Origin of the sequence: Paraburkholderia nemoris, assembly GCF_905221015.1 — a bacterium.
GTDB lineage: Bacteria > Pseudomonadota > Gammaproteobacteria > Burkholderiales > Burkholderiaceae > Paraburkholderia > Paraburkholderia nemoris.
This window is the reverse complement of record NZ_CAJNBO010000024.1, coordinates 41853-53679: the sequence shown is the minus strand read 5'-3', so window position 1 is coordinate 53679 and position 11827 is coordinate 41853. Positions and strand designations below refer to the sequence as shown.

Genomic DNA, 11827 nt, shown 5'->3' with positions numbered 1-11827 from the left:
CTGAGCGCCTAGCTCTTCAACGCACTGGCAAACGCCTTCTGCGCATCGTCGACCGACTGGTTCTTGTTCCAGAAGTTCGTGATGACGTCGATCAACGCGCCCTGCGTGTCAGGCGAGAGCAGCATTTCCGGATTCGGCAACTGACGCGACTTGTCCTTCATGATCGCTATACCCTCCTTCGCGCAGATGTCGAGACTGCTCGCGTCCACATCGGGTCGAATCGGAATCGAGCCTTTCTTCGCGCTGAATGCGACTTGCGCGGCCGGCGAGGTCATCACCGTGGCAAGCAGATTCTGCGCCTTGATTGCGTTGGCGTTGTCGGTTTTCGGAAACACGAACACGTCGCCCGCAACCAGATAAGGCGAATGCGGACCGAAACCCGGGAAGCAACCGAAGTCCTTGCCGGCAGTCTGGTTGGCCGCCGAGAATTCACCCTTGGCCCAGTCACCCATGATCTGCACGCCCGCCTTGCCGGAAATCACCAGCGCGGTGGCATCGTTCCAGTTGCGGCCAGGCGAGCCCGCATCGACGAAATCATGCAAGCGCTTGAACTGCGCGAGCACCTTCTTGAACGCATCCGATTTGACCGCGTTCATATCGCGATCGCGGTACACCTTCAGATAGAGATCGGGACCGCCGACGTCGGCGAAGACCGCGTCGAACGTGATCTTTTCCTGCCACGGCTGACCGCCGAGCGCGAGCGGGATCACGCCCGCCGCTTTCAGCTTGCCGAGATCGGCGAGGAATTCGCCATAGCTCTTCGGCTCGGCGGCAATGCCGGCCTTCTGGAACACCGGCTTCGAGTAGAAGAACCAGGCCGGCATGTGAATATCGACTGGCGCGGCGTAGTAGTGACCCTTCACCCGGATGCTGTCGATGATCGATTGCGGGAACACGCCGTTCCAGTTTTCTTTCGCGGCGACGTCGTCGACGTTGTTTAGCAGCCCCTGATCGATCAGGTCGTGAAACTGCTTGGAGGTATTGAACTGCGCGGCGGTGGGTGGATCGCCGCCGACGATCCGGTTGATTGCGGTGGAGCGCGCCTGATCGGCGCCGGCCACCGCGTTGTCGACCCACTGGCCACCGGCCTTGTTGTACGCATCGGCGAACTGGCGGATCGCGGCGGATTCGCCGCCGGAGGTCCACCAGTGGATTACGTTGGCCTTCAAGGGTTCCGCCGCGTGCGCGACGATGCCGTATAACGCCAGTGCCGCAACCACGCCTCGCAAGACCATTTTTCTGCTGTGCATTCCGTCTCCCCCGGGCTTTGCGCCCGTGTTCCAAGTCGACATACCAACCAGCTTCAATTGCCGTTAAGCCCTTGCCTTACGCTCCTTCAAAAATTTCTCCACTAACTCCGCACTCCGTTTGATCGTGCGCTTCTGCGTACTGTAGTCGACATGTACGACACCAAAGCGACGCTCATACCCAAACGCCCACTCGAAGTTATCCATCAGCGACCACAGAAAATAACCGCGAATATCCACGCCGGCCTTGATCGCCTGATCGACCGCTGCGAGATGGCGCTTGAGGAACGAGATGCGCTGCGTATCCTCCACATGACCGTCGGTCACTTGATCATCCGAGGCCATGCCGTTTTCGGTGATGTAGATCGGCGGCAGGTTGTGATAAGTCTTCTTGAAACCGGTCAGCAGATCGCGCAAGCCATCGGGATACACCTCCCAGCCCATCTGCGTGCGCTCGACGCCTTCAAGCGGGACGTCCCGGAATCCATGCGCGCCGTCGCTCGCGACGTTGGTGCGGAAGTAATAGTTGATGCCGAGGAAATCGAGCGGCGCGGAAATGGTCTGCATGTCGCCGTCGAGCACCAGCGGTTCAGTGCCCGGCCACAGTTCGAACAGGTCTTGCGGATACGAACCCTTGAGCAACGGATCGAGAATCCACGCATTGTGCTGGACTTCGAACAGATGCGCCGCGCGCTGATCCGCCGCGCTGTCGCTATTGGGCGTGCCGCGGCCGATGTTGGCGACGATACCTTTCTCCGAAGCCGGATCGTTGGCGCGCAAAACCGGCATCGCAAGGCCGTGCGCGAGCAGCAGATGATGCATCGCCTGCGTCGCAAAGCGGTCGTTGGCGAGACCCGGCGCGTGGTGGCCGTTGCCGTAGCCGAGATACGCCGAACACCACGGCTCGTTGAGCGTCGCCCATGCGTCGACCGTGCCGGCCAGTTCGCGGCTCATCAGGTCGGCGTAGTCGGCGAAACGGTAAGCGGTGTCGCGATTGAGCCAGCCGCCGCGATCTTCCAGATGTTGCGGAAGGTCCCAGTGATAGAGCGTCACGAAGGTCGTGATGCCCTTCTCTTTCAGACGGTTCAGGAGGCGCTTGTAGAAGTCGAGCCCTTTGCGATTGGGCGCGCCTGCCGCGTCCATCACGCGTGGCCACGCAATCGAGAGCCGGTAGCCTTCGAGACCGAGAGAGGCCAGCATCTCGACGTCCGCTTCCCAGCGATGATAGTGATCGCAAGCAACGGCGCCGGTGTCGCCGGCCAGCACCTTGCCGGGTATCGCCGAGAAGGTGTCCCAGATCGACGGCAAGCGGCCGTCTTCATTCACCGCGCCTTCGATCTGATACGAAGCGGTGGCGGCGCCAAGCAGGAAGTTCTTGCGCCACAGCGTGGAGTCCGCGGGCGGGGTGAAGGAATCGGCGAGCGAGCCCCTGGAAACTGCTGGGGATAGGGTGTCGAATACAGCGGATGCGTCGTTTGCCACGGATTCTCTCCTGCGCTGAGGTCATTGAACCGGGTACGGCAAAACTCGATGTGGATGCTGCCGGGCAGCTAGAGTGGAAGCGCTTCCACAAAGACCAGCGAACGATAGCAGTGGCGGATTGAACGCAGCAATCAGGGTTTGTCTGGAGGACTTGCTGGCATGCGCGGCGCCACGATGCGCCGCGCATTGAGTGTCCCTACGCCATGAGAGAGCGTCGCTCGGTTATGGCACTAACCTTTAGCCAAGATCGGGGCCAGCCTGGTTGGCTCAACTAATGGCAGGTTCAACCGCTGACTGTCCTAGTCGTAGTTCAGAACCACGGAACGCGATGGATCAACCTCCATCATCCCCCCTGAACTGGTCGGCTCGTCGATTGGGTGCGGCGTGACGTTCAGGTGTTGTTTGATGTCGGGTCGGCCCAATGCGATCGTATTGAGCATTGCAACTCCAAGTTGTCGTGCCAATTCGTCGTCAAACTTGAACTCTTCATCGTCCAGAAAAAACGGCACTTCCATGACTCCGCGAACGACCGTAGCCAGCTTGGCTGAATCGACAGCTTGCATGATCAACTGCTTAGGATCTTCGGTGTAGGTCAGAACCATGGAATATGGCGGATGTTTGGCCATTAATACCCTCTGCACTCTTGATAGATTTTGAATGCTCTCTGTTTACGCAGTGCGACGGCCCGGGCGCCGCCTATGTGGACAATCGCATTGCACATTTCGATTTGAGCTTCATAGCGCGCGAAGCATTCGCTCAAGATATCTCCGGCGGCGCGGCCCGCGCCGCCGGACGGTCGTGATAAGAGGACAGTTCGCACCTTTCCCACGAACACCATCAGGCTCGCTCCTGCCCCCTTGATACGATGACCAAACATGGGGCCATTGCGCTCGACCCTCTCGCCAATTACTCGTCTGACGGTCTGTCGGTCGGTGCCTCTGTAAAAGTTATGTATTGCTTGATATCGGGTTGACCCAGCGCGATCAGACTGAGCACGCCAGCACCAAATCGACGCGCAAATTCGTCGTCAAGTCTGAACTCGAATTCATCCAGTAAGACGGGCATTTCAATTGCCCCTTTCAACGCCGTGGCCATCCTTGCTCGCTCGACTGACTGCAAGATCAGCTGTTGACGGTCTTGGTCGTAAGTTACTACCACGGAACATGGTGGAAATCTAATCATCAGCGCCCCCTGCACTCCTGATAGTCATCAAATGCATTCTTCTTGCAAAGCGCGAGGCCCGCCAAACCACCCATATATTTGGCAAGCGAGTTACACCTGAACATATCGGACTCATACTTCGCGTGACAGTCCGCCTCACGCCACTCATTATCCCCGCTGCTCCCACACTTGACCATCCCACCGTTGCCACTTCCGGCTCCGAAGAGAGTGCTGTAAAGCGTTGACCTCTTCGCGGAGCTGGTCAGATCCGGCACAAGCGCAGGATACGGAACCTGCGACTGATCGCTCAGCATCAACTCAGTTGTCTCGCCCCACTTCGGAAGTGGTTCGCTCAGTTCACTACCAAAAAGCTTCCCCGTCAACTTGGCTTTCCACGCCATATAGCATTCAACGCAGAGCCCCGGAACGAAGGCCTTGGAGTCAGACTGAAGACCTGTGAGGTTCGCGGGTGGCGAAACCGGATCGTTACCCAACTCCCAATTGGTGAGCCACACACCAAGTTCAGCATCGCTGATCGGCTGCTGAACACCGCCATTCGCAGCCACCGTCGCTGTACGCGTCGACACCGTGCCGTTCGCAGCATAGCCGTACCGAACCACCAGTTTGCGGGCGAGTCCGCCGTTGACCACACCGGCCTTCTCGTCGTACTGAAAAACAGATACGCGCCCGCGCTCGTCGTAACTGATGTCCGCCTGACCGCTATTGCCAGCTATAGCTGTTGCACGATTCGCGGCGTCACGACTGAGCGTTCGCATCGACCAACCCGACACAGCGTCCCGTGTCGTTGCGATGTTGCCCCTTGCGTCGTACGTGTAGGTCCAGTCTTCAATCTTCGCGGCGTTCTGGGTTATCGTGGCCGACAGAAGACGGCCGGCATTGTCGTAGCGTGCGCCGACCGTCAGTTGGCTCCCCGTCCCGATCGCCTGCAGCCCCTGCTCGCCCGTCAGGTCGGTCGTGTTCCGCTCTGCGTAACCCGTAACGTTGCCGCGCGAGTCATAAACGAATGCGCGGATCTTGCCTGGCGTAGCGACCAAGTGCGGACGCAGCGAGCTGGCATCGTCATACTCAATCGTTATTACCGTCTTCTTCCCGGCGACTGTTGCAATCGCCTTCGTTGGCCGGTTGGCGCTATCCCATGTGTACTGCGTGTCTCCCTCAGGAGTCGTTCTCTGCGTCAGATTCCCTGCGATATCCCACTTGCGCGATATCGTTCCGGCCGGTGTAACGATTGAGCCAGGACGCCACTCATCCGGGAAACTGAAACTGTACGTGCTCGTGCCGTACATGTCGCTGAGCGTAGTCTTGCTGGAGTCATAGCTAAATGATGTATTGCGCGTCGTATCGGGATGGGAGACCGATATCACGCGTGCTTTGGCATCGTAAGTCCACGTCGCTATTCTCGATCCGGATTCGTCCTTTACGCCTGTCAACGCGTTGGGGAAACGGACATCCTCGTACAAATATTGACGAATGGAACCATCTGGATGGGTTACCGAAGCAAGATTACCTTTTACGTCGTACGCATACCGAGTGACCTTGCCCATGGGATCAACCATGCCAACAATTCGATCGCTATCGTCATACTGAAGATTGATCCTGAATCCGTTCGGCCCTATCTGATCGACCGGCCACTGGTTGATCTGCACCATTCGCTGTCTGTAGTCAAACCCAAACTTGCGGAGCATCCCCGTGCGAGTTGTTTCGGAATAGAGATTTCCGTTGCCCGAGTAAACTTCAGTCGTACCGAGTAGTTCGTCTGCCAGGTGGTAATCTCCATTGCCAGCTTTCGTCAAGGAGAGCCCACGATTTCCCAACGTGGCCCACGCCTTGCCGTTCCACTTGAACGTCAGAGGTTGCTGGTTACCCCGATAAGCAACGATTTGCGGCGTGCTCGCATTAACCGCCGTCAGATCAATTCTGCGCTGCCAGTTGTTGACCCAGTTGCGACCCATCGCTGCCTGCGAGGTGTCATAAAGCCTCGAAAAATAGGTGCGCCCAAAGAAGAGCGGGAGCGCATCACCGCTCGCAAAGTCAGTCTCGGAAAGCGTGACGATGCCCTCTGCCGGCAACACCGGGTCCGCTACCGGGCAGGAACCTTCCGGAGAAGGAGGGACCGGTGCGCCACTGCAATAGTCCCTTATCCAGTCCGAAGCATTGGGACAGTTGTAGTAATTCATGCTGCTGTACGGATCGTCTGCACCCCTCGACATGGGTGTCGTGCCGGCCACCTGGATAGCGCACGTCGGGGTTCCGGGAGTTCCGAGAGACTTCTGATATGCCTGCAAACATTGCATGTAGTCAGCCGCGTTGGCGCCAAACGCGACTATAAGCAGCATGGATGCGGCCAGCAGGCGAGCCGCCATGCCCGTCTGAGTCTCGGCAATTTTTCTATTTTTCATAGTCATCCTTATTAGCTTTACTCGGTTTAATCACAAGCAACCTATAAGGAGCATTCCATCCCCACTATCCAATAATTCATAAAATTACAATTTCCAGAATTCCCACACGCGCTTCTTTCAGACTTCCTACGTAACCTGTATGGAATTACGCAAGAGCCCGTCAGCCATCAACGCATCGCAGTAAGAAAACCAGAACGTCAGGCGTGAGCCAGCTCCACGCTGTCCCGTTGGACGCGAGATATACCTGCATGAAGATGGACGGGGACCGAGGGTCCGGTCAGAGATAGCCAGAAGGAAAAAGACAGGGTGCAGCGGCTGCCGCCCCAAAAGAGCGATGCAACGCGCTGGGCACCGCGTTAAGTGCCCAGCGTAACGCGCCGTTAAGACTTCTCTACCGGTAAACTAAACGCACCCCCATCATAAGCCTCGCAATACGCCTTCCAATCAGCCCCCACCTGCGCCTCACACTGCGTCGCGAGTTCAATCAACGGCAATTGCCAATCCTTGCGATTGCCGAACGCGATCAGTTCGTCCGCAATCGACGACTTCTGCCGGCCGCCGCTGCGCAGTTGCGCCCACGCGCTCAATTGAGCCATGCTGTTGACCACTTCTTCGAGCCGCGGCAGCTTGCCGTCCCAGTCGCTCAATGCCACACGGTCTTCCGAAGGCTGCAAGCTGCGCAGCACATACGAGCATTGATTGAAATCGACTGCATGCAGGAACGCCTGCGAAACCGCCTGATTGCGCCGCTGAACTTCAACCACACGCTGCGCCTCGCTCTGCCACTTCGGCTGCGGCGTTCGTACATGCGGCGTCACCGAAGAAGGCAGCGCCTCTTTCAGATCGAGCAGATAGTTACCGTCCGGCGAGCCTTTGCCTTCGACGAGGATCGCGTAGCGGTCCACGCCCAGGCTGCCGGTGCCGGCAATCCGCCGCGCCACGTCGATGATGCGATAGAAGTCCGGATTGGGTTGACCGGCGGCGAACTGATGCATGAAACCGGTGACTGTGGCGCGCGCCTTGTCACTCACCGGTAGCGCTTTCTTGCCATCCACTTTGAGCATGCGCGTCTTGCCCTTGAGCGTGGTGCGCCGGTCCAGATGCGCGGCGCGGGTGCGGCTCGCCAATGCGTCGAACAGATCGCGCACCATGCCGGTCGACGTCTCCGCTTCGATCCAGCGCGCTTTGCCGAAGGCGAGCGCGGCGCTATAGGAGTCGACCGCGGTATGGCAAAGCGCGAGTGCTTGCGCGCGGCTCAGCTTGAGGTCGTTCGCGCCGACCAGCACGCTCGTGAGGAGCCGCACCAGTTCGTAAAGACTCGGCGCGAGACAGGCTTCGTCGAAATCGTTGTTGTCGAAATAGACGAGGCGGTTGTCGCCCTTGTAGCTGCCGAAATTTTCCACATGCATATCGCCGCAAATCCACACCGGCGGCGCTTCGTCGAGCACCTTGTCGCGCGGCAGACGCGCGTAAAACAGATGACAGGTGCCGCGAAGAAACACGAACGGCGAGCTACGCATGAGCTTGTATTTCATTGCGAGCCGTTCAGGATCGCGGCCGGTATTGAAGCTGGCGATGGTCTGTGCGATATCGGACATGTGTTTCTCCTTCATGCGACTCGATGCGGATTCAGTACGGGTTCAATGCGAGCGGAACGAATCCGCGAGCGCATGGAGATTGAGTGGCTTCACGCGAATCACACCGCCGCGCGGGCTATCGATATCGGCGACCAGCATGAACGACAGCGACACGATCAGCGGAACGATCAGCAACAAGCCGGCTCCCGCTTTCAAACCACGTGCGCCGTAGCCGACCAGCACATTGGCGCACACGGCGATCAACACCATCAGCACCCACGCCGCGACAGGAATGCGATTCCACCACGCGGCCTGCGTGTAACCCTGCGTATTGAGCACGTCGTTCATTCCGGCAACAGCGAGCGCGGCCACCGGTGTGGGCTGCGCGGCAGCGGCATTCTTCACTGCGGTCCACATTACGCCCTGCAGGCGCGACGTCTCGGCGTTGACTTTGGCGAGCTCATCGGCGTCACGCGTCGTGTAGAACAGCACGCGTTCGTCGAGATAGGTTTTCAGCAAGCCGCGGACGATCGCCGCATCGGCGGCGGGCAACAGATCGGCGCGGACGTATTCGGTGCCGATCGCATTCGCCTCTTCTTCCTCGTAGTTCTTGCGTTGATCGTAGCGGCCTACCGCCATCGAAAAAGTGAAACCGATGATCAGCGCGAGCAGCGTCAGCGTGGCAGCCTGAATCACGCTGAAGTCGTCGCGTGCATCCTCGTCGATCTTTCTGAAGCGCCGCAGCAGCGACGCGCCGATGCGCGCCGACAGCCACAGTGCGACAAAGCAAATCATGAAAACAAGTGCCGGATAGTCGAAGAGGTTTTGCATGACGAGCGTTTTTCTTATCAGAGTTTTGTTGGCAGGAACGCTTTGAACAGCGATAAAACGTGCACGGCCACTGCATCATAAGAGACGCAGCGTGGATGGGGAAGCATGCAGGCGGCAACTGGACAGGCTCGCAACCTGCAGCATGCCGACCGTCAGGAGCCTGTCATCAAATAGTAACGTCCGTCCGCGCTGACGTTGAAGCCGAATCCGCATTCCGTCGGCGAGCCGTGTGTCGCTACGTCGAGCGTTTCCGGTGCGGAGAGTTTGAACTCGATCAGGCATTTGTCCGCACGCTTGTCCGTGGGTTTGTCCGCGTGTTTCTCCGCGTGTTTGTCATAAGGCGCGAGATTGGTGATCCTCGCGGTGGCGTCGAGCGGCGCACTACCTCCGTCATCGTTCACAGGCACGCGCGCCACGCCGTCGTAGAACCGCACGTAGGCCGACAGGCTGCCCATGTTCGCGCTCGGTTGACCGTCGGCGCCGACAGTCGGATACACGAAGTCGCCATCGATCCGGTAGACGCCGTGCCGCCCTTTCACCGGCTTCACCTCGATACTGTTCCACGCGCCAAAAAACATATAGCTGGCAAAGTGCGCGCCGGTCGGCGGCACACCGGCCACCACCGCTTTGTCCGCAATCGCTTCGAGACGTTGACGCGCGGCCGCTACCGCGCGGCCTAGCAGCGCGTCGTTGGGATACTCGTTGCCGCGGCTCACCGCGGTCCGGTAGTACGCGCGCGCATCCGGCAGCGCGCCCAGCTTCACTTGCACGTCGCCCTGATGGACCAGCGCCATCGCTACGCGAGCCCGCGCCGAACTGGTCGCTTTCGGCGAGTTCTCTTCGTTCGCCTGCATGGCGGTGGCCTCGGCGAGCGCGGCTTCCATCGCGACCAGCGTTTGCGCGTCCTTGAGGCGCCCTGCTTCGAGCGCGGCCACGCCCAGCGCCGCGCATGACGCGTTCGTGCGGCACGGCACGTCCTTGCCCGCCAGCAGGTTGCGGCGATAGAGTTCGGCGCGCGAATCGGCCGCTTCCGTTTGCGCAGCGACGAGCGCAGGCATGAGGGCTGCAATGGCAGCAGAAACGACAACGGCAACGGCGGCGATTTTGACGTTCATGAGCAGGAGAGGACGGTGGCGACGACGTGTTTCGAACACGCGCTTCAAGTAGCCGTATGCGCCGCACGTTTGACGTGGGTTGCCACGGATGCTGGCCGTGATGCTGACAGAAAACCGGCGATTGCGCGAACCCTTGCAAGGCGGCGAAACGGGCGGCCTTTCGCACGATTCGCTCGCAACGCCCGGCACGCGGCACTCCGTGACGTTTGAGCATGCACGGCGGCTTGCATGAAATGCGTTCGACCGGTCATGCGGCACGCATCAAGCCGCTTGTCATACGCGAGTCATGCCCGAGCCCTACATGATTTTGCGCATGGGCAATACGTTCGTTTGAAACTGTTCCCGTATGGGGGAACAGCAGAACGAAAAACGACACGCCTCTATCCGAGAGTCTGCACCCCGGCCTGCACCCCGAACTTCTTACGATACGCGCCTGGGCTCGTCAACGCGATACGCCGGAAATGCCGCCGCAGCGATTCTTCGGAACCGAAGCCCGCCAACTCAGCCACGCGCGCCATCGGCAATGGGGTCGGCGCCTCAAGCAGTTCTCGCGCGATCGCCACGCGTTCACGCACCAGCCATTCGTAGGGCGCCATGCCCGTAGCGTCGTGGAACTGCCGCTGCAGCGTACGTGGGCTCATCGCCGCCCGTTCGGCCAGCGAGCGCAAGGTGTGCGGCAACGCGGGATGGCGGCGCACCCAGTCCATCAGCTTCGCGAGGCGGCCGCCTTCGTCTTGCGGCATCGGCCGCGGCACGAACTGCGCCTGACCGCCTTCGCGATGCGGCGGCACCACGAGCCGCTGCGCGACCCGGTTGGCGATCGCGCTGCCGTGATCGCGCCGCACGAGATGCAGCAGCATGTCGAGCCCTGCCGCCGATCCAGCCGAAGTGATGATCTGTCCTTCGTCGACATATAACGCATCCGGCTGCACGCGTAATTGCGGATAGCGCTGCTGCAATTTGTCGGCGTAGCGCCAGTGTGTCGTGACGGTCTTGCCGTCGAGCACACCCGCAGCGGCCAGCACGAACACGCCCGAGCAGATCGAGCACAGGCGCGCGCCGCGTTCGTAGGCGGCGCGAATCTTTTTCAGCAGTGGCTCGGGCGGCAATTCGTCGGCATCGCGCCAGCCGGGGATCACGATCGTGTCAGCGCGATCCAGCAGCCTGAGCGTGTACGGCGCGGCGACGGTGATGCCGCCCGCTGCGCGAATCGGACCGGGTTCGCTCGCACATACCGCGAAGCGATACCAGTCCACGCCGAGCTCAGGACGCTCGAGCGCGAACAGTTCGGTCACGCAGCCGAATTCGAAGGTACAGAGCCGGTCGTAAGCCAGCGCGACGACAAGGTGATTGAGCATGGCGTGATGTTACCGGAGATTGACGATTGCGCCACTACCCCGGCACGTGGAGCGTCGCGACAATTAAGGCTCCAGAATCGCTTCGCCAGACCACCACGCTCACTGCTCAACCGGAACCCCGCCATGCCGACGCTCGCCCCCCTCACCGCCCACAACGCCGTCACCGCCATCCCTGCCGCCGATAGCGCTGCCGCCCTTGCCCACTTCCAGGCGTCGCTGCAATTCGAAACCGACTGCTCGGACGTGTCCGCAGCACTCGCGAGCGGCACGCCCGGCTTCGTGCTGCTCGACGTGCGCAGCCCGGCGCTGTTCGAGCAGGGCCACGTGCCGGGCGCGCTGAATCTGCCGCACGGCAAGATCGTCGCATCGAAGCTCGCCGGATACCCACAGGACACCCTGTTCGTCACCTACTGCGCAGGCCCGCACTGCAACGGCGCCGCACGCGGCGCACTGCGTCTCGCGCAGTTGGGACGCCCCGTCAAACTGATGATCGGCGGCATCACGGGCTGGCTCGACGAAGGATTAACCCTGGTAGACATCGCAGCCAGCCGGGAGGTGGTCAACGTCCATGACTAACATACGGAAAATCAATTAAATAAACGCCACCAACTGTCGATAACAAGTTCAGCCGCTTCC

The 11827-nt window shown here is 60.0% G+C and carries 10 protein-coding genes; 1 reads left to right on the top strand and 9 read right to left on the bottom strand.

What is annotated here, in order from left to right; genetic code table 11:
* Positions 1–8: 8 nt before the first annotated feature.
* From KHO33_RS30530 to ftrA, 9 genes are all read right to left on the bottom strand, one after another.
* Positions 9–1250: an ABC transporter substrate-binding protein gene (locus tag KHO33_RS30530; RefSeq protein WP_200566578.1), complete on the bottom strand. Its 1242-nt coding sequence runs from the start codon at positions 1248–1250 to the stop codon at positions 9–11.
* Between the two features lie 63 nt (positions 1251–1313).
* On the bottom strand, positions 1314–2729 hold the full coding sequence (locus tag KHO33_RS30525) for a GH1 family beta-glucosidase (RefSeq protein ID WP_200566579.1): 1416 nt from the start codon (positions 2727–2729) through the stop codon (positions 1314–1316).
* A 299-nt stretch (positions 2730–3028) separates the two neighbouring features.
* The gene (locus KHO33_RS30520) at positions 3029–3355 is read right to left on the bottom strand and encodes a hypothetical protein (RefSeq protein WP_054038824.1); all 327 of its coding nucleotides are present in this window, start codon (positions 3353–3355) and stop codon (positions 3029–3031) included.
* Positions 3356–3635: 280 nt separating this feature from the next.
* A complete protein-coding gene (locus KHO33_RS30515; RefSeq protein ID WP_328822815.1) occupies positions 3636–3824 on the bottom strand; it encodes a hypothetical protein in 189 nt (62 codons plus the stop codon).
* 86 nt (positions 3825–3910) lie between these two features.
* Entirely contained in the window at positions 3911–6310 is a 2400-nt protein-coding gene (locus KHO33_RS30510) for a DUF6531 domain-containing protein (protein WP_200566581.1), read from the bottom strand.
* Between the two features lie 380 nt (positions 6311–6690).
* A complete protein-coding gene (locus tag KHO33_RS30505) occupies positions 6691–7908 on the bottom strand; it encodes a DUF2252 domain-containing protein (protein WP_200566582.1) in 1218 nt (405 codons plus the stop codon).
* 42 nt (positions 7909–7950) lie between these two features.
* Complete coding sequence (locus tag KHO33_RS30500) at positions 7951–8718, bottom strand: bestrophin-like domain (RefSeq protein ID WP_054038830.1); 768 nt, start codon at positions 8716–8718, stop codon at positions 7951–7953.
* Between the two features lie 152 nt (positions 8719–8870).
* Positions 8871–9776: a hypothetical protein gene (locus KHO33_RS30495; RefSeq protein ID WP_200566583.1), complete on the bottom strand. Its 906-nt coding sequence runs from the start codon at positions 9774–9776 to the stop codon at positions 8871–8873.
* 437 nt (positions 9777–10213) lie between these two features.
* A complete protein-coding gene (gene ftrA, locus KHO33_RS30490) occupies positions 10214–11191 on the bottom strand; it encodes a transcriptional regulator FtrA (RefSeq protein ID WP_200566584.1) in 978 nt (325 codons plus the stop codon).
* Positions 11192–11314: 123 nt separating this feature from the next.
* On the opposite strand from ftrA, the gene KHO33_RS30485 reads away from it, so the two are divergent.
* Positions 11315–11767 (top strand): rhodanese-like domain-containing protein, encoded by a 453-nt coding sequence (locus tag KHO33_RS30485; protein WP_054038838.1) that lies wholly within the window; start codon positions 11315–11317, stop codon positions 11765–11767.
* Positions 11768–11827: the final 60 nt, after the last annotated feature.

Excerpts from the sequence above, each read along its gene's own strand:
- KHO33_RS30520 (WP_054038824.1), bottom strand. The coding sequence starts at position 3,355 with ATGGCCAAACATCCGCCATATTCCATGGTTCTGACCTACACCGAAGAT.
- KHO33_RS30500 (WP_054038830.1), bottom strand. The coding sequence starts at position 8,718 with ATGCAAAACCTCTTCGACTATCCGGCACTTGTTTTCATGATTTGCTTT.
- KHO33_RS30530 (WP_200566578.1), bottom strand. The coding sequence starts at position 1,250 with ATGCACAGCAGAAAAATGGTCTTGCGAGGCGTGGTTGCGGCACTGGCG.
- KHO33_RS30485 (WP_054038838.1), top strand. The coding sequence starts at position 11,315 with ATGCCGACGCTCGCCCCCCTCACCGCCCACAACGCCGTCACCGCCATC.
- KHO33_RS30515 (WP_328822815.1), bottom strand. The coding sequence starts at position 3,824 with ATGGCCACGGCGTTGAAAGGGGCAATTGAAATGCCCGTCTTACTGGAT.
- KHO33_RS30505 (WP_200566582.1), bottom strand. The coding sequence starts at position 7,908 with ATGTCCGATATCGCACAGACCATCGCCAGCTTCAATACCGGCCGCGAT.
- ftrA (WP_200566584.1), bottom strand. The coding sequence starts at position 11,191 with ATGCTCAATCACCTTGTCGTCGCGCTGGCTTACGACCGGCTCTGTACC.
- KHO33_RS30510 (WP_200566581.1), bottom strand. The coding sequence starts at position 6,310 with ATGAAAAATAGAAAAATTGCCGAGACTCAGACGGGCATGGCGGCTCGC.
- KHO33_RS30495 (WP_200566583.1), bottom strand. The coding sequence starts at position 9,776 with ATGCCTGCGCTCGTCGCTGCGCAAACGGAAGCGGCCGATTCGCGCGCC.